The sequence below is a fragment of the Rhizobacter koreensis genome (genome assembly GCF_013366375.1).
In the GTDB taxonomy this organism is placed as follows: Bacteria; Pseudomonadota; Gammaproteobacteria; order Burkholderiales; family Burkholderiaceae_C; genus Schlegelella_A; species Schlegelella_A koreensis.
The window spans coordinates 185,108-206,813 of the sequence record NZ_JABWMJ010000005.1 but is presented as its reverse complement, the minus strand read 5'-3'; the positions used below and the strand labels follow the sequence as shown (position 1 = coordinate 206,813).

The 21,706-nt window shown below is 68.8% G+C and carries 18 protein-coding genes and 2 pseudogenes; 10 read left to right on the top strand and 10 right to left on the bottom strand.

Going from position 1 to position 21,706, the window contains the following annotated elements; genetic code table 11:
- Positions 1-2 precede the first annotated feature (2 nt).
- A complete protein-coding gene (locus HQN59_RS12455) occupies positions 3-1,280 on the top strand; it encodes an alpha-hydroxy acid oxidase (RefSeq protein ID WP_176069422.1) in 1,278 nt (425 codons plus the stop codon).
- A complete protein-coding gene (locus HQN59_RS12450) occupies positions 1,277-1,954 on the top strand; it encodes an RraA family protein (RefSeq protein ID WP_176069421.1) in 678 nt (225 codons plus the stop codon). Before HQN59_RS12455 ends, HQN59_RS12450 begins: the two co-directional genes overlap by 4 nt.
- A 45-nt stretch (positions 1,955-1,999) precedes the next feature.
- Here the strand turns inward: HQN59_RS12450 and katG are convergent, their stop codons facing one another.
- From katG to HQN59_RS12435, 3 genes are all read right to left on the bottom strand, one after another.
- On the bottom strand, positions 2,000-4,219 hold the full coding sequence (gene katG, locus HQN59_RS12445; RefSeq protein WP_176069420.1) for a catalase/peroxidase HPI: 2,220 nt from the start codon (positions 4,217-4,219) through the stop codon (positions 2,000-2,002).
- A 185-nt stretch (positions 4,220-4,404) separates the two neighbouring features.
- Positions 4,405-5,100 carry a hypothetical protein gene (locus HQN59_RS12440; protein ID WP_176069419.1) on the bottom strand — a complete coding sequence of 232 codons (696 nt, stop codon included), beginning with the start codon at positions 5,098-5,100 and terminating at the stop codon, positions 4,405-4,407.
- Between the two features lie 66 nt (positions 5,101-5,166).
- A complete protein-coding gene (locus tag HQN59_RS12435) occupies positions 5,167-6,213 on the bottom strand; it encodes a TIR domain-containing protein (RefSeq protein WP_176069418.1) in 1,047 nt (348 codons plus the stop codon).
- A gap of 345 nt (positions 6,214-6,558) precedes the next feature.
- On the opposite strand from HQN59_RS12435, the gene HQN59_RS12430 reads away from it, so the two are divergent.
- A complete protein-coding gene (locus tag HQN59_RS12430) occupies positions 6,559-7,437 on the top strand; it encodes a fused MFS/spermidine synthase (protein ID WP_176069417.1) in 879 nt (292 codons plus the stop codon).
- A gap of 31 nt (positions 7,438-7,468) precedes the next feature.
- Here the strand turns inward: HQN59_RS12430 and HQN59_RS12425 are convergent, their stop codons facing one another.
- The gene (locus HQN59_RS12425) at positions 7,469-8,257 is read right to left on the bottom strand and encodes a ParB-like protein (RefSeq protein WP_176069416.1); all 789 of its coding nucleotides are present in this window, start codon (positions 8,255-8,257) and stop codon (positions 7,469-7,471) included.
- 61 nt (positions 8,258-8,318) lie between these two features.
- Between HQN59_RS12425 and HQN59_RS12420 the strand changes: the two genes are divergently transcribed.
- The 3 genes from HQN59_RS12420 to HQN59_RS12410 all read left to right on the top strand — a co-directional run bounded on the left by HQN59_RS12420 (position 8,319) and on the right by HQN59_RS12410 (position 10,541).
- Positions 8,319-8,942 carry a CHASE3 domain-containing protein gene (locus HQN59_RS12420; protein ID WP_176069415.1) on the top strand — a complete coding sequence of 208 codons (624 nt, stop codon included), beginning with the start codon at positions 8,319-8,321 and terminating at the stop codon, positions 8,940-8,942.
- Between the two features lie 28 nt (positions 8,943-8,970).
- Positions 8,971-9,987, top strand: coding sequence for an AI-2E family transporter (locus tag HQN59_RS12415; RefSeq protein WP_176069414.1), 1,017 nt, complete (start codon positions 8,971-8,973; stop codon positions 9,985-9,987).
- 170 nt (positions 9,988-10,157) lie between these two features.
- Positions 10,158-10,541: a hypothetical protein gene (locus HQN59_RS12410; RefSeq protein ID WP_176069413.1), complete on the top strand. Its 384-nt coding sequence runs from the start codon at positions 10,158-10,160 to the stop codon at positions 10,539-10,541.
- A 106-nt stretch (positions 10,542-10,647) separates the two neighbouring features.
- Here HQN59_RS12410 and HQN59_RS12405 read toward each other — a convergent pair.
- Positions 10,648-11,549: pseudogene (locus tag HQN59_RS12405) on the bottom strand (restriction endonuclease).
- A 423-nt stretch (positions 11,550-11,972) separates the two neighbouring features.
- Between HQN59_RS12405 and HQN59_RS12400 the strand changes: the two are divergent.
- A complete protein-coding gene (locus tag HQN59_RS12400) occupies positions 11,973-12,560 on the top strand; it encodes a hypothetical protein (protein WP_176069412.1) in 588 nt (195 codons plus the stop codon).
- Entirely contained in the window at positions 12,557-13,612 is a 1,056-nt protein-coding gene (locus tag HQN59_RS12395; RefSeq protein ID WP_176069411.1) for a hypothetical protein, read from the top strand. Before HQN59_RS12400 ends, HQN59_RS12395 begins: the two co-directional genes overlap by 4 nt.
- A gap of 111 nt (positions 13,613-13,723) precedes the next feature.
- Here HQN59_RS12395 and HQN59_RS12390 read toward each other — a convergent pair.
- Positions 13,724-14,188, bottom strand: a pseudogene (locus HQN59_RS12390) (aldo/keto reductase); the annotation flags it as partial.
- 101 nt (positions 14,189-14,289) lie between these two features.
- Between HQN59_RS12390 and HQN59_RS12385 the strand changes: the two are divergent.
- Positions 14,290-15,837, top strand: coding sequence for a vanadium-dependent haloperoxidase (locus HQN59_RS12385; protein ID WP_176069409.1), 1,548 nt, complete (start codon positions 14,290-14,292; stop codon positions 15,835-15,837).
- A 147-nt stretch (positions 15,838-15,984) separates the two neighbouring features.
- Here HQN59_RS12385 and HQN59_RS12380 read toward each other — a convergent pair whose 3' ends face one another.
- The 4 genes from HQN59_RS12380 to HQN59_RS12365 form a co-directional block, all read right to left on the bottom strand.
- Positions 15,985-17,028, bottom strand: coding sequence for an aldo/keto reductase (locus tag HQN59_RS12380; protein ID WP_176069408.1), 1,044 nt, complete (start codon positions 17,026-17,028; stop codon positions 15,985-15,987).
- 317 nt (positions 17,029-17,345) lie between these two features.
- The gene (locus HQN59_RS12375; protein WP_176069407.1) at positions 17,346-17,915 is read right to left on the bottom strand and encodes a YceI family protein; all 570 of its coding nucleotides are present in this window, start codon (positions 17,913-17,915) and stop codon (positions 17,346-17,348) included.
- A gap of 30 nt (positions 17,916-17,945) precedes the next feature.
- Complete coding sequence (locus tag HQN59_RS12370; protein ID WP_176069406.1) at positions 17,946-18,542, bottom strand: YceI family protein; 597 nt, start codon at positions 18,540-18,542, stop codon at positions 17,946-17,948.
- Positions 18,539-19,126 (bottom strand): cytochrome b, encoded by a 588-nt coding sequence (locus HQN59_RS12365; RefSeq protein ID WP_176069405.1) that lies wholly within the window; start codon positions 19,124-19,126, stop codon positions 18,539-18,541. The genes HQN59_RS12370 and HQN59_RS12365 overlap by 4 nt, the downstream gene beginning before the upstream one ends.
- Positions 19,127-19,348: 222 nt before the next feature.
- Here HQN59_RS12365 and HQN59_RS12360 point away from each other — a divergent pair, with 222 nt between their 5' ends.
- Positions 19,349-21,556 (top strand): GGDEF and EAL domain-containing protein, encoded by a 2,208-nt coding sequence (locus HQN59_RS12360; protein ID WP_176069404.1) that lies wholly within the window; start codon positions 19,349-19,351, stop codon positions 21,554-21,556.
- Positions 21,557-21,706: the final 150 nt, after the last annotated feature.

Sequence of the window (21,706 nt, the reverse complement as noted above, 5' to 3'; positions counted from 1 at the left end):
CGATGACGCTGTCGACTTCCCGCAGCACGACGGCCGACGCGGGCGCCGCCGTCGCGCCGCGCACGCCGCCGGCTGCCCGCGCGCGCCCCGTGCTGCCAAGGCGATTCGAGCGGATCCTCTGCCTCGACGACTTCGAGGTCGCCGCGCGCCGACACCTTCCGTGGTCGGTGTTCAGCTACCTCGCCGGTGCCGCCGAGACGAACCGGTCGCTGCGCGCCAACCGCGACGCCTACGCGGCGTACGACTTCGTGCCGCGGGTGCTGGTCGACGTCAGCAAGCGAGCGCTCGGCGTGTCGCTGTTCGGCCGCCGCTACAGCGTGCCGTTCGGCGTCGCCCCGATGGGCCTGGCCGCGCTGTCGGCCTATCGGGGCGACCTGGTGCTCGCCGAGGCGGCGGCCCGCGACAACCTGCCGTTCGTGATGAGCGGCTCGTCGCTGATCCGGCTCGAGGAGGTCGCCAAGGTCAACCCCGACGCCTGGTTCCAGGCCTATCTGCCGGGGGACGACGCCGCCATCGTCGCGCTGCTCGACCGCGTGCAGGCAGCCGGCTACCGCACGCTGGTGATCACGCTCGACACGCCGGTCGCGGCCAACCGCGAGAACAACGTGCGCGCCGGCTTCTCGATTCCGGTGCGTCCGGGGCCCCGCCTGGCCTGGCAAGGCCTGACGCACCCGCGCTGGCTGTTCGGCACCTTCCTGCGGACGATGGCGCTGCACGGCATGCCGCACTTCGAGAACAGCTACGCGACGCGGGGCGCCCCGATCCTGTCGCCGAACGTCGAGCGCAACCTCTCGGACCGCGGTCACCTCAACTGGCGCCACTTGCGGATGATCCGCCGGCGCTGGCCCGGCGAGCTCGTCGTCAAGGGCGTGCTCGACGCGCGCGATGCGCGCCAGGCGGTCGCCGAAGGTGCCGACGGCATCATCGCCTCGAACCACGGCGGGCGGCAGCTCGACGGCGCGGTCGCGCCGCTGCGCGTGCTGCCGCGCATCGTCGACGCGTGCCCGCAGGTGCCGGTGATGATCGACAGCGGCATCCGCCGCGGCGCCGACGTGCTGAAGGCGCTCGCGCTGGGCGCACGCTTCGTCTTCGTCGGCCGCCCGTTCGGGTTCGCCGCCTCGGTGGCCGGCGAGGCCGGCGTGCTGCGCGCGTTCGAGCTGCTGCGGTCCGAGGTCTCGCGCAACATGGGGCTGCTCGGCGTCACCGCGATCGAGCAGCTCGACACTTCGTTCCTGGTCGGCGGCGACCCGGCCCAACCTCTTACACAGGACTCCCGATGATCGGCCTGCAGATCCTCGCCCGCACCCGGTGCATCGACGCCGGCCGCGTCGACGCGTTCCGAAACTTGCCGGTCGCCAACGTCAGCGACTGCATGACGCGCATGAGCGCCGGCGGTGCGCGGCTGCGCCCGATGCACCAGGGCGGCCGGCTGGCGGGTGCGGCGCTGACCGTGAAGACCCGGCCGGGCGACAACCTCATGATCCACCAGGCGCTGCAGATGGCGGTGCCCGGCGACGTGATCGTGGTCGACGGCGGCGGCGACCTGACCAACGCGCTCATCGGCGAGCTGATGACCACGTACGCCCAGACGCGCGGCGTCGCCGGCTTCGTGATCAACGGCGCCATCCGCGATCTCGACGTGATCGGGAACGGCACCTTCCCGGTCTACGCCGCGGGCGTGACGCACCGCGGGCCCTACAAGGACGGCCCTGGCGAGATCAACGTGCCGATCGCCATCGACGGCATGGTCGTCGAGCCGGGCGACCTGATCCTGGGCGATGCCGACGGTGTGCTTTCGGTGCCGCTGCACGCGGCCGACGCGATCCTCGCGGCCGCGCGCGCCAAGGTCGAGGCCGAGCAGAAGACGCTGCAGGACATCGCCGCCGGGCAGCTCGACACGAGCTGGATCGAAGCCACGCTGCGGCGCATCGGCTGCGTCGTCGAGACGAAGTAGGCGCGGGCGCCGGCATGGCGCCCCCGTCTGCACGAGCCGCGCGTTCTACTCGCGCGCCGCGGCGCCGTGCTCCTGGCGGTCGCGCAGGTCGAAGCGGTCGAGCTCCATCACCTTGACCCATGCCCTCACGAAATCGGCGACGAAGCTCGCTTCGCCGCCGTTGGACGCGTAGACCTCCGACAGCGCACGCAGCTGCGCGTTCGATCCGAAGATCAGATCGGCGAGCGTCGCGGTCCAGCGCATCGCGCCGGTCTTGCGGTCGGTGCCTTCGAAGACGCCCGGCGCCGCGTCGGACTTCTTCCAGGCCGTGCGCATGTCGAGCAGGTTGACGAAGAAGTCGGACGTCAAGGTGCCGGGCCGATCGGTGAACACCCCGTGCGCCACGTTGCCGCTGGTCGCGCCGAGGGCGCGCATTCCGCCGACCAGCACCGTCATCTCGGGCGCGGTCAGCATCAGCAGGTTGGCCTTGTCGATGATCGCGTTGGCGACGTGGCCCTCGGCGCCTGGCCGGATGTAGTTGCGGAAGCCGTCGACCGCCGGCTCGAGCACCTCGAACGAGTTGACGTCGGTCTGCTCCAGCGACGCATCGGTGCGGCCGGGGCGGAACGGCACCGTGACGGCGTGGCCGGCCTTCTTCGCGGCGCTTTCGATCGCGGCGCTGCCGCCGAGCACGACGAGGTCGGCGAGCGACACCTTCCTGCCGTCGGCCGACGACGCATCGAACTCGCGCTTGATCGCCTCGAGCCGGTTCAGCACCTCGGCGAGCTCGCCCGGATCGTTGGCCTCCCAGTCCTTCTGCGGCGCGAGCCGGACGCGCGCGCCGTTGGCGCCGCCGCGCAGGTCGCTGCCGCGGAACGTCGACGCCGACGCCCACGCCGCCTTCACCAGCTGCGCGGTGGTGAGGCCCGAGTCGAGGATGCGCTGCTTCAGCGTCGCGATGTCGGAAGCATCGACCAGCGGGTGATCGACCGCCGGCAGCGGGTCCTGCCAGAGCAGGTCTTCCTGCGGCACCAGGGGGCCGAGGTAGCGCACCTTCGGACCCATGTCGCGGTGTGTGAGCTTGAACCAGGCGCGCGCGAATGCGTCGGCGAACGCCTGCGGGTCGGCCATGAAGCGGCGCGCGATCTTCTCGTACGCCGGATCGAAGCGCAGCGCCAGGTCGGCCGTCGTCATCATCGGCTGGTGCAGCCTGCCCGGCACGTGCGCGTCGGGCACGTTGCGGCCGGCGTCGCCGATCGGCTTCCACTGGTGCGCGCCGGCCGGGCTCTGCGTGAGCTCCCACTCGAACCCGAACAGCGTCTCGAGGTAGCTCATGTCCCAGGTGATGGGCGTCGCGGTCCACGCGCCTTCGATCCCGCTGGTGATGGTGTGCGCGCCGTGGCCGCTCTCGTAGGCGTTCTTCCAGCCGAAGCCGAGCTCCTCGATGTTGGCGCCCTCGGGCTCGTGGCTCACGTGGTGCGCGGGGCCCGCGCCGTGGGCCTTGCCGAAGGTGTGGCCGCCGGCGACCAGCGCGACGGTCTCCTCGTCGTCCATCGCCATGCGGCCGAAGGTGTCGCGGATGTCGCGCGCCGAGCCGACCGGATCGGGCTTGCCGTTCGGGCCTTCGGGGTTCACGTAGATCAGCCCCATCTGCACCGCCGCGAGCGGCCTCGCGAGCTCGCGTTCGCCGCTGTAGCGCTCGTCGCCGAGCCAGGTCGACTCGGGGCCCCAGTCGATCGGCAGCGGCTCCCAGATGTCTTCACGGCCGCCGCCGAAGCCGAACGTCCTGAAGCCCATCGACTCGAGCGCGACGTTGCCGGCCAGGATCATCAGGTCGGCCCACGACAGCTTGACGCCGTACTTCTGCTTGATCGGCCAGAGCAGCCGGCGCGCCTTGTCGAGGTTGCCGTTGTCGGGCCAGCTGTTGAGCGGCGCGAAACGCTGCTCGCCGGAGCGCGCGCCGCCGCGCCCGTCGAAGATGCGATAGGTGCCGGCCGAGTGCCACGCCATGCGGATGAAGAACGGCCCGTAGTGCCCGTAGTCGGCAGGCCACCAGTCCTGCGAGTCGGTCATCAGCGCGTGCAGGTCGGCGATGACCGCGTCGAGGTCGAGCGAACGCAACTCCTTGCGGTAGTCGAAGTCCTCGACCATCGGATCGCCGAGGCCCGCGTGCTGGTGCAGCAAGCCGAGGTTCAGCTGGTCGGGCCACCAGTGCGCGTTGGTGCGGGTCTGCTTGGGCTTGCGGTCATGCGCGACGGGGCACTTGAATTCGGTTTCGGCGGTCACGGCGGCTCCTGGATCGGTTGGGCTGGCAAGGCGGGCGAGGCGGATGGAGCGTCCCCGATGAGACGACGACCTGTTCGCACCGCGCGAGTCCGATAGCCTAAGGCTTTCGGATGCTGAGTGCCGATTGCTCTTTCCCATCGCCGAAATAGGTTGCATCGGCCGCGCCAGCCGTGCAGCCTTCGCGATTAGCCCGGCGCACTCTTCGCTTGGCGATAGACCACCCGCACGGCGGGCACGTGGCGAACACCCGGCTGCTTGGCGAGGAACGCGCGCAGGAACGCCGCCAGGTTCTTCTCGCAGAGGGCGACGATCGCCGCGTCGGACGCCATCGCGCGCCCTTGCTGCATCGCCCGTTCGCTGGCGCCCTCGTACATCCTGAGCGCGGCCTCCTGGCCGTCGACGAACCAGCCGTCGGCCAGCACCTCGTGCTGCAGATCGCTGACGGCCGGCGTGCCGACGAGCACCGGCGGCGTCACGCTCACGACGATCTCGTTGCCTTCGAGCGCGAGGTGGTAGTCGTTCGGCCCCATGTCGAAGCCGAAGTGATACTGGGCCGTGTAGCTCGTGACGACCGCGCCCTTGCCCTTGAGCCCGAGCCACGATCGTTCGACGGTCTGCAGGTGGCGCTCCTTGCGCGTGACGGTCGCCGCGAGGAACCGGCTCTGCGAGCTCAGCGCGTTCTTGCCGGCCGCCAGGTAGTCGGTGTAGCGGGTCTGACCGACGACGAAGTCGCGCGTCGACGTGACCACCTTCTGCAACTCGTCGATCCTCGTTTGCGCCTCGAGCCATTTGCCGCGCGCGTCGCGGTACGCGTTCAGGCCCAGCGCGGCGGCGGCGGCCAGGGCGACGACCACCACGGTTGCGAGCACGCGTTTTTTCATCGGTCCACCTCGCCGGGCGGCAGGCCGCTCGGCTTCCTGTTCCGGTCCGGCCATTGATGTCGCGCCTCAGTTGATGCGCAGATGCGGCGCCGCACCCGCGAGCCGATGCGGATCGGCCTCGCGGCAGTCGACGTACACCACGGTCTGCAGCCAGAGCGGCAACTCGGCCTCGTCGGCGAGCGAGCGCACGTACAAGGGGAAGAGGAAGCGCTGGCCCTCGCGCTTGTGGCGCAGGCGGGCCATGTTGAGCTCCTCCTGGCACTCGACGCTCGCGAAGTAGTCACGCGACAGGAACGCCACCATTCGCCGGCACGACTGCATCGCCTCGTCGATGGCCTGCTGCCACACCTGGCCCTTGTCGATCGAGTGCCGGTAGTCGAAGAGACGCGGGGTCGGGCTCGCCTGGGAGACGGCTTCCCGCCAGACGTCGACCGCGTCGGCATCGGCCTTCGAAAAGCTGAGGAAGACGTCGTAGCCGGCCGACGCGGGCGGAGGCGACGCGGCAGGAGGCGCGGTCGGCGTCGCAAGGCCGCGCTTCACATCGGCGAACACCGGCCGCAGCGCCTCGGCACGCTCGGCCCAGGGCTCCATGATCCGCAGCTCCCTGATCGGCAGACCGCGCCGCATCCAGCCGGCGGCCGCCGTGACCAGCGCGCGCAGCATGCGGTCCGGCGCTTCGCCGAGCGCACCGGTGGCGATGACGGCCATCGCGACGGTCGCCTCGGCGTCGTCGCGCAGGAACGGGAACAGCCCGCGGAACAGGTTGCCCACCACTTCGGCCGGCTGGGTGCCGAGGAAGTGCGGCTCGAAGCACAGGATGCGGCCCGCGCCCACGGGCGACGCGCCGGGCGGCAAGGGGCGCGACAGCCAGAAGCCGGTGGTCTCGCGCAGGTCGTATGCCTTGTCGCGCGCGAGCGCCGCAACCGAAAGCCCGCGCCGGTGCAGCGCGCCGATGATCGAGCGCTCCGTGGGGACGTAGTCGTCGCGGAACGCCGAGACGACGATCAGATCGACCGGATCGTCGTGACCGATCTCGGCAGGGTTGCCTTCCCAGAACGAGATCGTCCGCTGCCAGTCGCCGTCCGCGATGCGGAGTTCGTCGATGCGATGCATGCTGGCCTCCCGGCGCCGCGGCCCGACCTGCACATGCAGGTCGCCTTTCGCCGTGCCGGCGCGGAGCCGCGAATCGCAACCCTGCGCCATCGAGCTCGAGCAATCTACCGCACCCGCCCGGCGCGGCGCATGGAAAGCCCTGGCCGAAGAACAGCGGCGCCGCGGGCCTAGCGATCGCATCGCGGGCCGAGTGAAGGCGGCGCCTGGTTCAAAACAACGCAGAACAACCCGGCGGGGCCGATACGCTGACGGCGATGCGAAGCCGGCGCCCACCTGCCTCGGGCCCGCAGAATGCCGCGACAGCCGCATCGCCGCACAGGACCCTTCTCGTCAGGGCACCCGACCGTGTTCGAACCGAACGATCCCCTCGCTCTCGCCCGCCGCTGCCTTCTTCGGGCCGGCGCCGCCCTCGCCTTGGGCCTGCCGGGCCTCGCCTCTCGTGCCGCCGCTCCAGCACAGGCCCTCCACCCCGGCTGGGCCGGCGCGCGCATCGTCGAGGAGCGGCAGACGCAGTTCGGGCGACTCGCCGTGCTCGAGCAGGGACGCGTGCGCTACCTGGTGTTCGACCCGGCCAACCGTTACGTGTACCAGTCGATCGTCGATCTCGACCGGCCCAACGAGCTCGCCGGGCGCTACTCGCGGCTGATGATGCTGGGCATGGTCTACGCGGAGCCGTATGCCCGCCAGGTGCACATCGGCGTCGGCGGCGGCACCATGGCCGGCTACGTGATCCGCACGTTCCCCAGCGCGGTGGTGCATGCGATCGACATCGACCGCGACGTGCTCGAGCTGGGCGCGCGCTGGTTCGGCCTCGCGCCGAACCCGCGCCTGCACGTGCACCAGGCCGACGGCCGCCAATGGCTCGAAACGTCGCGCGACAGCTTCGACGTGATCATGCTCGACGCCTACGACGACGAGTCGATCCCCGCCGCGCTCAAGGGCGCGGACTTCTTCCGCATCGTCGCGGCGCGCCTGGCGCGCACCGGCGTGGTGATGCAGAACGTCTACACAGGCCAGGTCGATCGGGGCCAGCTGATCGCCGCGATGGGTGGGTCGTTCGACCACATCGACGTGTATCGCATCGGCCAGAGCGACGTGTTCGCGGCATACCGGGGCAAGCGCAAGGACCCGGAGGCGCTCAGGCGCCGCGCACGCCAGCTCGACGCGAGCCTGCGGCCGCCGCACCCGCTGGAGCAGTCGCTGGAGTTCCGCGCAAGAGGCTGACGCCCACCGCGCGCCGCGCCGCGCTCTCCGACTAGACCAGGCGCCCGCACCACCCCGGCAGGTAGCTTGCGGAGCGGCTGTAAGCGGCGCGGAGCGCTTCTTCGAGAGCCTTTTCGGGTTCGCTCTCGAGAAGCTCCCGATCGACGGCCCTGCGCAGGAAGTTCGCCCACAGGAACTCCTCGAAGGGCGTGCCGACCTTCGCGAACCCGCCGGCCGCCTGCAGGCGCGACGCCAGGGTTCGATACACATCGTCCTGCATGTCCTCGAATCGCTGCGGGATCGCATCGAACGGCCTGCGCCGCCCCTCGGCGTCGTAGCAGTGCAGCCAGCTCCGGTGATCGAGGAAGACCCAGAAGTCCTCCTCGCCGAGGCGGGACAGGTCCTCGGCGATGCCGACGCGCACCCGGTCGACCTTTTCCTGGATCAGCGCGAGCGCGGTGTGGTGCCCGTCGAGCAGGAAGTACTTGCCGGACGGCCCCCGCACGGCCGGCGGGAAGATGTCCTCGATGGCCGCCCGACGCTCGTCGCCGGCGAGCGCGCTCCATTTGCGCCGCTTCGTGGCCACCGCGTCGAGCCCGAGGCTGATCTGCGTGGGCCGGAGTTCATCGAGCGAAACGGTCTTCAGGTCCGATGCCGAGTACATGCCAGGTGTGTTCCGTGCTGAGGTGCGGACGGCGCCGATGGGGCGGGGCGACCTCGCATCGGCCGCCCGACCCGAAGCGTCCGCGGACACGGTCGGGCGGCCGATCAGGCGAAGGCCGCACCGACGCGTCCGGCCCGGCGTGGCAAGCCACTTGCCAGCTGCCGTCGTGACGAGCAAGAAACCCTGGCACCTTCCACCCCGTCGGGTCGTCCTCTGGCACGCCGTGGGAGCCGTCCCGATGGCGACGATCGTCGCCCTCGGCGGCTATCTCTCGTTCCACTACCACGCGCTGTCGCAGCAGAGCCGCGACGGCGTCGACAGCGCCTACGTCGTGCTGGACAACGTGAACCGGGTCCTGATCGCCGTCGAGGATGCCGAGGTGGCGGTGCGCGACTACGTCATCACCGGTGACGAGCGCGACCTGCTGCCGCTGCAGCGAGCCACCGCCCGGGCGGCGCCGAGCTACGAGCAACTGCGTCATGTCCTGCCGGCCGGCTCCGTCGACGAGTTGGAACGCTCGGTGTCGGCCGAGTTCGGCAAGCTCGCCGAGACGATCGAACTGCGTCGCAGTCTGGGCTTCGATGCGGCACGGAACGCCATCGCCCAGGGTGGCGCGCGCGAGGCCATGGAGCGGCTGCGCCAGCAGATGGCGGCGATCGCGAGCGCCGAGCGCGAGCTGATGGTGCGGCGCCAGCACGCCGCTCGTCTGCACGAGCGCACGATCCTTCGCGTCGGGATCATCATGGTCGCCCTGTCGATCGTGGCGCGCCTGCTGATCGCATGGTCGGTGGCTCGATTGCGTCGCCTGCACGCGAGCTCGCCAGCCATCGACGCCGCCGCGGGCTCCCCCGACCCGCGGTAGATCGGTCACGACATCTCACGAGCCGCCGATGCAAGACGTTCGAACCGAACCGAGTCGCGACTACGTCATTGCCGCCGGGCTGATCACGGCGTTCCTGCTGTGGTTCGTCCTCTACTTCCGGCTCCTGCCGGCGCTGCTGGCGGGGCTGCTGGTGTTCGAGTCGGTGCACGTGCTGACCCCGCGCCTGCGCTTCGTCAAGGAGCGCAAGGCGCGCTACCTGGCGGTCGGGCTGCTGGTGAGCGTCGTCGTCGCATTGCTCGGGCTCGCGATCGTGGGTGCCGTGCTCTTCTTCCGAAGCGAAAGCGGCGGCTACGTGGCGCTGCTCAGGAAGTCCGCCGAGGTCATCGCGAGCTGGCATGGCCGCCTTCCGGACTGGGTCGTACGCTCGCTCCCCGCCGACGCCGACGCGTTGCAGACCGCCATCGTCGGCTGGCTGCAGCAGCACGTGACCGACGTGCGGACGATCGGCGGAGAAGCCGTCCAGGTGCTGGTGCGCATCGTCATCGGCATGGTGCTCGGCGCGCTGGTCGCGCTGCTGCAGGCAGACCCGCCCACCGACTACCGGCCTTTGGCCCTGGCGCTCGTCAACCGCGCCGCGCGCTTCGGCGAGGCGTTCCGGCGCATCGTCTTCGCGCAGGTGCGGATCGCCGCGGTCAACGCCGTCCTGACCGCGCTGTACCTGCTGATCGTGCTGCCGCTGTTCGGCGTCCACCTTCCGTTGATCAAGACCATGATCGCGGTCACCTTCATCGCCGGCCTGATCCCGGTGTTCGGCAACCTGATCTCGAACGTCGTGATCGTGGTGGTGAGCCTGAGCGTGTCGCCCATCGTGGCCGTGTGGTCGCTGCTCTACCTGGTGGCCATCCACAAGCTCGAGTACTTCCTGAACGCGCGCATGGTGGGCACGCAGATCGAAGCCCTGGCCTGGGAACTGCTGCTCGCCATGCTGCTGATGGAGGCCGCGTTCGGCGTCGCCGGGCTGATCGCGGCGCCGATCTACTACGCGTACGTCAAGTCCGAGCTCGCCGCGAGGGGGTGGGTGTAGAGGTCTGTCGCTCGAGCGTCCAGCCGGCATCCGGATTGCCTGAACTGGACTCGAGTTCGTGCTGCCCGTCAGCATTTTTTTCAGGGCGCGCGATTCGTGCAGCAGCCTCCGATCGACACGATGCCTGGCCTGCCGAGTCGACCGACGTTCAACCCCTGAAGGCCACGTTCATGAACAGACTCCTTTTCATCGTCCCGGTGGTCGTGCTTGCCGGCTGTGCAGGCGGCGTGCTCGGCATCGGCGGCTTCGGCGGCGGTCACGGCGGCGGCATCGGCGTCGGCGTGAGCGCGCCCATCGGCGGCTCCGCGCCGTACGTGGTCAGCGAAGGCGAGCAACCCATCCAGCCCGGAATGACGAGCGCCGAGGTGATCAGCAAGCTGGGCTACCCCTACTACCAGTTCGGCGTGCGGAAGGACAACGCCACCGTCTGGAACTACCGCATGCGCTACGGCAGCTGCCTGATCTACCAGGTCACAGTGCTGCCCAACGGCATCGTGCAAGAGGCGGGGACCGGGCAGGATCCGGCGTGCAACGTGCCGGATCGGTTTCGTTGAGAGGTGAGGCGGAGGGCCTCAGAGGCCAGGAGTCCTGGGGGTCGCCGTTGAGAGAGCGCAAGGCCCGCAATGATTCTCCGCGAGTCTCGTCGGCCGACGTCGAGAGTCAGGCGGGCCGGGTTTCCCGGCAGCTCGGATAACCCGTGCATCCCCAGAACGCGTTGCCCGCGTTCGCGCCGCGCTTGGCCGTACGCAGCGTCATGGGGCGAGCGCACCGAGGGCACGCGGCGGCCGTCAACGGAGCGTCGGCCGGGGCTGGCGCAGGTGCGAGAGTGCTTGCTGCCGGCGCCGCAGCGGGGCGCGATGGGGCCGGTACCCGCGTTGCCGATCGGCGGGCTCGCGCCGCCTGTGCGTGCTCGAGCATCTGGAACAGCTGCTCGCCGTCACCAGCTGGATGTTGCGGCCACTCGCGAACACGGTGGCATCCCGGGTGAAGGTGCCCGAGGTGACCACGTAGCCACCTGCGGCGCCGCCCGCAGCCATCGCGCCGTAAAGCTCTCGCACGACTTGCACCGGGACCTTGAACGCTTTCCACTGCTTGCACTGCACGAGAAACTTTTCGCTGCCGCGGCGCAGTACCAGGTCGACGCCGCCGTCTGCCCCGCCGCCACCGGTTTCGCTGACGGTGAAGCCTTGCAGGCGATACGCCTCACCCACCAGCTGCTCGAACTCCTGCCAGGACATTCCTTGGAGTGCGTCCGCGCCTCGTGAGCCGGCGACATTCGCGGCCAACTGCGCCCGTTTGCGCCGCCCGAGTGCCGACATGATCGCCGCCAGCACGCCCGCGAACGGGAGGATGTATTCGCCGGCCATCGCGAGTGCACGCCCCATCGTGGCAGTCATGAGATCGGAAACTTGACCTGACTGGACCGTCGGAAGCGGCCGGATGGCCAGTCGATGAAGGATCGCGTAGCTGGCAAGCGCGAACAGCAGGCACGCCCACCAAGGCAGGCGTGCAAGCACCGCAACCAGGTCTTCGATAGGGCTTGTCTTCGAACGTCGAGCCATGGCGCCGGGTGTTCCTTGCGTGCCGGGATATCCGTCGCGGACCCAGGCGCTTCAGTCTAGCCAGCAGCACGCTGTGCGTGCGGTGCTCGTCGCATTGGAACGACGCAAGATGCGTGTCGTGCGACACATATCGACTGCGGCTCTCGCGGCTCACGCCGAGGTCACAACCCGGCGTCCGCCAGCTGCTTCCGCCCCCCTCCTCCTGCCGCGCGAACATCCACCCCAGATACTCGGCGGCGCGCGTCGAAGCGTTGCTCGAGCGCGGCGGCAGGACGATTGCTACCCAAAATGTCTCGCCTTGCGTTCCGGCGTGGAGTTCTTCGTCGCCTCACCATGAGGCGCCGGGTATAAGTCGCTCGCACCTCCGGCGCGCCGCAGCCGACGCTCGCTTGCGCCGAGAGGTTGGCTCGAGGATCGGGATTGATGATCACAAGAACATGGATTGCCATCGCCGCCGCGCTGACCGCTGCCGTCCCTGGCATCGCGGCAGCCCAGGCCAACGCGCAAGCTTCCGACCAGCGCTACACCTGCTGCAACCTGCGTTACGAGAAAGATTGGATCAGCGACCACTCGCTGACCACCCGATCGTTCGTTCCGATCGGAGCGCAGGTCGTCGTCACGGACTGGGGGCGCGGCACCGTGTATGCCTTGATCGATGGCGTCAAGATGCGCGCCGGGGTGGACTACGGCCACTTCAAAGGTACTCGCGAGCAGCTGGCTGAGACCTTGTTCGTCCGTGACGATCCGAAGGTCCGCCTTGCGGGCTTCGCGCCTGCGGTGCAGGCTGCCATCCGCGCGGGCCGCATCGTGCTCGGCATGACGAAGGAACAGGTGCTGATGTCGCTCGGACCGCCGCGCTACGAGATCACGCCCTTGCCGCAGTCGGCCGCGAACTGGGTGTACTACGCGTCGGACGACGGCGAGTTCGATATCGACTTCTCCGATTCGGGCACGGCGATCGCGATCAACGCGCCGAGCCGCGTTCGCGACCTCGTGGTGCACAGACCATGACGCGCGCCACCTTGGCGTTGCTGGCGTGGCTGGCCGCCCTTGCTCCAGGATCGGCGCATGCCCAGGCTGCCGCGCCGGCGCCAGCGCCGGCGATCGAAGCGGCCGCGTCGGCGTCATCAGCCGGCGCCGACCGATCGGGCCCACCGGCTTACATTCAAGACTCCGCTTCGGGTGGCGGTAACAGCCAGAGCGGGATCCTGTTCTACGTCGAGAAGATCGACGGCGCAGACACCCGCAACAACCTCGATGCCACGCGCCGGGCGTCCTCCAACAGGGGTTTCGATTTGCAGCTCGGCTCGGCCGGGAGGCCTCTGCCGGCCGGGCCGATGCGGCTCACGCTCACCGGGCGCATGGTGTATGGCGCGCCGATTCAGGAGATGTTCGCCGGCTCGCGTCTTTATCACGTGACCGGAGAGGTGGCGGTCGATCTCGTCGCTGGAAGAAGGTATCGCGTCACCGGCGTTCTCGACACGTTCCGTCGCGAGGTGTGGCTCGAAGACACCGTTACCGGCCAAGTCGTCGGCACGAAGGTGGTGGCGCCGCCCACGCGCGAGCTTGCGGCCGAGTTGCAAGCGGCAGACCGCTACACGTGTTGCAACCTGCACTATGGCGATCGCTGGATCAGTGACGCCAACTTCGCCGAGCTGCCGTTCATTCCGCCGGGAGCGCGGGTCAAGATCACCGGCTGGGGGCGCGAACGTGTGCACGTCAACGTCGAGGGGCGACCGACGAGCGCCGGCGTCGACTACTCGCGCACGGAGCAAACCCGCGAACAGTTCGCCGACCGCATCTTCGTACGCGACGATCCGCGGCCGCGGATCGCCTCATGGCCCGCCGACGTGCAGGCGGCGATCGCGGCAGGCAAGGTCCGCAAGGGCATGACCCGCGAACAGGTTGTCGTGTCGCTCGGCTTGCCCCGCCCCGATCGCAACCCGGACCCGAGCGCGCGCAAGCTGATCTACTTCGCGTCGGAACGTGCCGAGTTCGATGTCGACTTCGACGCCGACGACCGGGTGGAGGGCTCCAGGCTGCAAGCCGCGTGCGAAAGCTGATCTGGACGGCTCCGTGAGGCGCCTTGCGGCACTCGGTCGGGCCCGCAAGAAGCGAGTCGCGCACGTGCACGACGTCGCAGTCCGACCGGGTTCGTGTACCGGCCCGCGCGCTCAGCGCCCCGCGTCCGCCAGCTGCTTCCTCCGCCCCTCCCCCTGCCGCTCGAACATCCACCCCGGATACTCGGCGGGCAGCTTGCTCACCGCATCGAGTGTCGCCAGCTCGTCGGGCGTGAGGCGCACCTGCACCGACGCCACGTTGTCGGCCAGCTGCTCGTGGCGCTTGGCGCCGACGATCACGCTGGTGACCTGCGGCTGGTGCAGCAGCCAGGCCAGCGCGATCTGCGCGACCGAGACGCCGCGCGTGTCGGCGATGGCGCGCATGGCGTCGATGCAGTCGTAGGCGCGCTCCTTCTCGACCGGCGGGAAGTCGAAGCTCGCGCGGCGATCGCCGGCGGCGGCCTGCGTGTCGCGCGTGACCTTGCCGCTGAGCAGCCCGCCGGCGAGCGGGCTCCACACCATGAGGCCGAGGCCCTCACTCTGCAGCATCGGCACGATCTCGCGTTCGAGGTCGCGGCCAACATGTAGTAGGCCTGCGGGCTCTCTCATCCTTCTTGATGGTTGCAGGCAGCTGGTGCTCACCCACCATCTGCGCTGGAAGTCCTAACAAGGAGATTTATATGAAGCGCTTAATACTGTGGTGCGTAATCGCCTTTACTTCAATGGCGGCAATCGGCCAGCCACACCTGCAACCGAAGAACTACGAGGAGTTCGCCAAGCTCCTAAGCGTGCAGGACTCGCAGAAATCGCTGTCAAGCAGGACGCTGTCCATTCTTTCCGGGAGGATTCCCGAAACCACGCTCGAGCGGTACATCAACTGGCACAACATCGCCATGGAAACCACAGCGCTGGACCACACACCTGTGGAGGCGGGATCAGGGGACGACCCGCGCCGCTTCGCACAGCAACTGGGCCCACATCGCGCCAGCTACGCCATGGCGATCGTTCACGTCGCCATGTTCGAAGCAGTTAACGCAATCCATCAGACCCATCAGAGCTATGTCGGATTGCCCCCTGTCAACGGCCTCAACAACTCCGTCGTCGCGACCGATCGGGCTATCGCACAGGCTACCCGGGACACGCTGATCTCGCTTTATCGATACCAGGAACCGCGGATTAACGCGTTATTCACCCAAGACGTCGCACGCATGCCAAAGCCGCCAGCCGTGCCGCAGGCCGAACTCGACGCGGGAGCCAAGGTCGGTTCCGATGCTGCCAAAGCCATCTTAGTTAAGCGCGCGGGCGATGGGGCAGACCATATGGAGCCAATCTACGGCGTTGACTACACACCCAAGCCCTGCGGCGGCGCCCCCTGTCCGGAGGCTTGGTCGCCCGATCCGATCTCAAACTTGACCGTCGCTCTGGGGGCTAAATGGGCCACCGTTCGCCCCTTCGTGATGACGTCCGCTGAGCAGTTCCGCCCGGCACAGTACCCGAAGCTTGACTCGCCGCACTATCTTGCTGCCTTCAACGAGGTCAAGCAGTATGGCGCGGACGGAACGACGTCGGCCACCGATCGACGCGACTTTCAGACTTTCGAGGGGCTGTTCTGGGCCTACGACGGAACGCCGGCGCTCTGCGCACCGCCGCGGCTATACAACAAGATGGCGCTGGACTTCGCCCTTAGCCGGAAATCGTTTATGACGATCTCTGACTACGCTGCCTACATGGCCCGCATCAATGTCGCGATGGCCGATGCCGGCATTTCGGCTTGGGAAGCGAAATACTTTTATCAACTTTGGCGACCCGTAACTGGCATACGAAATGCACAGGGCGGCACGACAGCTGACCCGTCCTGGACGCCTCTAGGCGCGCCGGCGACTAACGGCCGCGGGCCCAACTTTACTCCGCCATTCCCATCGTACCCGTCGGGTCACGCAGTCTTCGGCGGCGCGGTGCTGCAGGTGATGCGCGAAGAGTTCAAGGGCGACTTCCCATTCACGCTCATTTCTGACGAGTACAACGGACAGAACTATGGCGTTGGCGACGCTCAGCCGCGGCCTAGCCTGCCGCAATCTTTCGTGTCTTTCTCCCACGCGGAGTACGCGAACGGCCGAAGTCGCATCTGGCTGGGCATTCATTGGCAATTTGACGCGGATGCCGGCATCGCGCAGGGCAACAGAGTCGGAAGCTTTGTAGTTGCCAATTCGTTCAAGAAGCTGCCTTGACACCAGCGTGCCGATACTCAACGCGCACCAGCAACGCGTGCTCGACGACGCCGATAGCGGGAGGCCGGCTATCGTCCAGGAATCGCTAAGTAATTAGACAGCCGAATGTAGTGCGCGGGCCGAACCCGGTAGCTGTCTGACGGCGCCTCAGCTCCCCTCTACAAGCTGCTTCCGCCGCCCCTCCCCCTGCCGCTCGAACATCCACCCCGGATACTCCGCCGGCAGCTTGCTCACCGCATCGAGCGCCGCCAGCTCGTCCCGCGTGAGGCGCACCTGCACCGACGCCACGTTGTCGGCCAGTTGCTCGGGGCGCTTGGCGCCAACGATCACGCTGGTGACCTGGGGCTGGTGCAGCAGCCAGGCCAGGGCAATCTGCGCGACCGAGACGCCGCGCGTGTCGGCGATGGCGCGCATGGCGTCGATGCAGTCGTAGGCGCGCTCCTTGTCGACCGGCGGGAAGTCGAAGCTCGCGCGGCGGTCGCCGGCGGCGGCCTGCGTGTCGCGACTGATCTTGCCGCTCAGCAGCCCGCCGGCGAGCGGGCTCCACACCATGAGGCCGAGGCCCTCGCTCTGGAGCATCGGCACGATCTCGCGTTCGAGGTCGCGGCCGGCCACCGTGTAGTAGGCCTGCAGGCTCTCGAAGCGCGCCAGGCCCAGCCGCTCGGCGATGCCGAGCGCCTTCATGATCTGCCACGCCGCCCAATTGGACACGCCCACGTAGCGCGCATGGCCGTGCTGCACCATGGTGTCAAGCGCGCGCACCGTCTCCTCGATCGGCGTGGCGGGGTCGAACCCGTGGATCTGGTACAGGTCGACGTGGTCGAGCTGCAGGCGCTGCAGGCTCGCCTTCAGGCCCGCGACGATGTGGCTGCGGCTGTTGCCGCGCGCGTTCGGGCCCGGGCCAGTCTCGCCGAACACCTTGGTCGCGATCACCACGTCGTCGCGCGCGATCTTGAGGTTGCGCAGCGCCTGCCCGGTGATCTGCTCCGACCGGCCGGCCGCATAGACGTCGGCCGTGTCGATGAAGTTGATGCCGGCGTCGATGGCCGCGCCCACCAGCGCGTCGGCCTCGGCCTGCTGCAGCTGGCCGATCCTTCCCCAGATGCCCTCGTCGCCGCCGCCGAAGGTCATGGTGCCGAGGCAGAGCTCGGAGACGAAGAGGCCGGTGCGGCCGAGGGGTTTGAGTCTCATGGGGGTTCTCCAGGCAAGGCGCGAGGATAGGCGGATGGCGGATCGCCTGCCGACGCCCGTCACCGCGCCACCGACGACGGTGCGTCACCGGGCCTCGTGCGACCGCTGCCCGGCGCGTCAGTGGCGATCTCGTCGCTGCGGCTCGTATGCAGCGGCTCTGAGACCTTGCAGACCGCGCCGAGCAGCGACCTCGGCTCGCGATCGCGCGCCAGGCCTCTTGCGCGCCAGCCTCCGCTCATGCCCGACAGCGCTGCAGTCTGCGTGCCCGCCGCGGCATCGGATGCCGGGAAAGCGTGCTCGACCGCCGCGTTTTGCGCTTACTGCTGCCGCACGCCCTCGACCTGCACGAGCAGCGGGATCTCGTCCGGCGTGACCTGCGCCAGGAAGCCGAGCCCGTACTGGCTGCGCAGCAGCGTGCCTTCGAAGTCGCCGCCGCAGACCTCGCGCTTGAGCTGCGCGTTCTCGTAGCAGTTGAAGCGCTTCGCCCTGAGCGTCATCGGCTGCGACTTGCCGTTGAGCGTCAGCGTGCCGGCGATCGACGCGACCTTGTCGCCGTCGAACGTCATGCTGTCGACGACGAGGCGCGCCGTCGGGTTGGCCGCGACGTTGAACGCGCGTTCGCCGCGCAGGAACCCCGTGAGGCCCGTCGATGCCGTGCTGATCGAGTTCATGTCGAGCGTGATGTCGGCCTTGCCGGTCTTCGCGGCGCGATCGAGGACCACGCTGCCTTCCTTCGCGACGAGCCGGCCGCGCTGCGTCGACGTGCCGAGATGCAGCGCCTCGAACGTCACGACGGTGTGGCCGGGATCGATCGCGAAAGTGACCGGCTCGGCCGACACGGCGCACGCCGCGACGCACAACGCGGACACATACAAGGCTTTCAACATCGAACGAGTCTCCTGGAGTGTGTGAACCGGCTACAACGGGCGAAGGCCCGTGAACACCAGCTTGAAGCGGACGCGAACATCGTTGGCCACCAGCGAGACGTCGGTCCATTCGTTCTCGCCGATCTTGAAATCGAGCCGCCTGACGACGAACTCGCCGGTCGCGGTCGACTGCGCTCCGTTCTGCGCAATGGCGACCGGCACGACCAGGTCGCGCACCGTGCCCTTCAGCTCGAGCTTGCCCTTCGCCTCGAAACGCCCGCCGCCGAGCGCGGTGATCGCCGTCGAGCGGAACACCGCGCGCGGAAACTTGGCGCTGTCGAACCAGGGGGCGCGTGGCAGCTCGGCGTCGGTGTCGGCAAAGCCCACGCTGGCGCTCGCGGTGTCGATCGACACCGTGACCGACCCGCCCTGCGGCGCCTTGGGGTCGAGCGCGAGTTGCGCGTCGAACCGGCGGAACTTGCCGTCGACAGGCACGCCGCTCTGCTTGAGCTGGAACGTGACTTCGCTCTGCGCGGGAACGAGCGTGGCGGCAGGCGCCTGCGCAAGCGCGCCGCCGGCGAGCGGCAGCCACGCCGCGGCGAGCAGCGCGCGGCACGCCACGGCACGGGCGAGCGTTCGAAACGTCATGGCCGGCTCCGGGTGGGGAACCACGGCCACATGCGTGCGAGCAGGCGGTCGCGGTCGATGAACTGATGCTTCAACGCGGCAGCGACGTGAAGGACGACGATGGCGGCGAGCAAGTATGCCGACACTTCGTGCAGCGGCTTGAAGACGGCATCGCCGAGTGCCTTGTCGCGCGGCACGAAATCCGGCAGCGGCACCAGGCCGAGCCAGACCACCGGCACGCCAACCGCCGACGTGTACGCCCAGCCGAGCAGCGGCACCACGAAGAACAGCGCGTAGAACACGAGATGCGTGCCGCGATAGGCCTGCCGCTGCCACGCCGGCGTGTGCGCCGGCAGCGGCGGCGGCGCATGCCCCGCGGCGCGCCAGAGCAGACGCAGCGCCGACAAGGCGAGCACGGCAACGCCGATCCACTTGTGCCAGTTGTAAAGCTTGAAGCGCTGGGGCGAGAACGGCAGGTCGACCATCGACAGCCCGATGAAGAACGCGCCGACGATGAGCGCCGCGATCGCCCAGTGCAGCACGATCGCGACGACGCCATAGGCGGCCGGCGCGTCGGCGGGGAGCACGGTCGGGTCGTCGTCCATCGTCGTGGGTGCGGCGCGGCGCAGGGCGGGCCGCCATCTTAGAGCGGCGTCGGCGATCGTGAGCGCCGCGCGCAGCTCGCGCAGGCTGCCGGCGCATCGATCGTTGCAGGGTGCGCGTGTCTCCCAGCTCGAGCGCTCAAGTCCGCACCGCCGGGGCCGATGAGGGAGATGAGCGGCCTTCCAGATCGCTGCCCCTAGCCCCGACACCCCCCCGAGACATCCATGGATCACGTCGTCGAAACGACGATCGCTTTCGACAGACCCGCCTGCCTGCCGCTGCGCCGCGAGATCCACGCGCTGCGCGCGAGGCTGGAACACGTCAGCGGCGATTCGTGGCACTGCGGCGACGTCGAGCGCGACCTGCGTGCTCAGCGGGCCTTGCTGCGCACAGTGGTCGACGAGAGCCCCGACCTCATCGTGATGAAGGACCACGAGGGCAACTTCCTGCTGTGCAACAAGCCGGTGGCCGACTTCTACGGCACGACGCCGGACGACATGGTGGGCAAGCACGACGGCGACTACAGCGCCACGCCCGAGCAGGCCGAGTTCTTCCGGCGCAACGTGATCGAGATCATGGCGCGCGGCGAAACCGTGGTCGTGTTCGAGGACTCCACGGACGACCGCACCGGCGAGACCCGCCACTTCAAGTCGATCAAGAAGCCCTTCATGGGCGACGACGGCCTGCCGCGCATCCTGGTCATCGCGCACGACATCACCGACATCACACGTGCCCAGCAGCAGGTGCAGGAGAGCGAGCGCCGCCTGAGCTACGTGCTCAACGTGACCGGCGAGGGCGTCTGGGACTGGGACCTCGCGACCGATCGGCTGCAGCACAACCAGCGCTGGTACGAACTGCTGGGCTACGAGAAGGCCGATCTGAGCTCGACCCTCGCCGACTTCGACCATTGCGTGTTCGACCAGGACCGCGACGCGGTCAAGCTGGCGATCAACCGCTGCCTGCAGGGCCACGGCGCGTACCGCCACGAGCACCGCATGCGGCGCAAGGACGGCAGCGTCATCTGGGTTCTGGAGCGCGGCGATGTGGTCGAGCGGGACGCCGAGGGCCGGCCCCTGCGCATGGTCGGCAGCTTCTCCGACGTCACCGAACGCAGGCTGGCCGAGGCCGAGACGCAGCGGCTGGCGTTTTTCGACCCGCTCACCGGACTGCCGAACCGGCGCCTGATGCTCGACCGGCTGGAGCACGCCATCGGCAACAGCGCGCGAACGTCGGGCTACGGCGCGCTGTTGTTCATCGACCTCGACAACTTCAAGGATCTCAACGACACCAAGGGGCACGCGGCCGGCGACACCTTGCTCAAGCAGGTCGGTCAGCGCCTCAGCGGCTGCCTGCGCCAGGCGGACACCGCGGCGCGCATGGGCGGCGACGAGTTCGTGGTGATCGTCGAGAACCTCGGTGCCGACGCGATGCAGGCCGCCACGCACGCCGAGTCGGTGGCCACCATGGTGCTGCGCGAGATCGGCATGCCCTACGACATCGACGGCGCCACCTGCTGCAGCACGCCGAGCATCGGCATCGTGCTGTTCGGCGCGCCGGACGACACCGCCGACGAGTTGCTGAAGCGGGCCGACTTCGCGATGTACCAGGCCAAGAGTGCCGGCCGCAACACGCTGCGCTTCTACGACCCCGCCATGCAGGAGGCCATGCTGGCCCGTGCCGCGCTCGAAACCAGCCTGCGCGCGGGACTGCAGCGCGGCGAGGTGGAGATCTACCTGCAGCCCGTGGTCGATGCCGAACGGCGCGTGGTGGGTGCCGAGGCGCTGGCGCGCTGGCAGCACCCCGAGCGGGGCAACGTGCCGCCGGCGGAGTTCATCCCGCTGGCCGAGCAATGCGGCTTGATCCACCAGCTCGGCGGACACGTGCTGCAGGCCGCGTGCGATCAGCTGGTGCGGTGGTCCCGAAGCCCCGCGTCGTCGACGCTGAAGATCTCGGTCAACGTGAGCGCGCGCCAGTTCCACCAAGCCGACTTCGTGCGCCAGGTGACCGACATCATCGACCGCAGCGGTGCGCGGGCCGACCTGCTCAAGCTCGAGCTGACCGAGAGCGTGCTCCTCGACGACGTGGAAGCGACCATCGTCAAGATGACCGAGCTGAAGGCACACGGCGTGTGCTTCTCGATCGACGACTTCGGCACCGGATACTCGTCGCTCGCGTACCTGAAGCGCCTTCCGCTCGACGAGCTGAAGATCGACCGCAGCTTCGTGGCTGACGTGCTGACCCATCCGAACGACGCGACCATCGTGCGCACGATCCTGGCATTGGCGCAGGCGTTTTCGCTGGATGTGGTGGCCGAGGGGGTCGAGACGGAGGAGCAGCGGCAGTTCCTGATGCAGCACGGATGTGCGCTGTTTCAGGGGTATTTGTTTGGGCGGCCGGTGGCGGTGGGGCAGTTTGAGCTGACGGGGGACTGAGACGCTGGTCGGCTTGGCGGGTGCTCGATACCGGAGCCGGCTGGCTGCAGCGCGGCATGGCGCATCACCGCGGGCCAGCGCTCAGCCGATCTCGATTTCCGCCACGCGCAGCTGAACTCGCGACTCGGCCACGTGCCCTGCTACACCGTG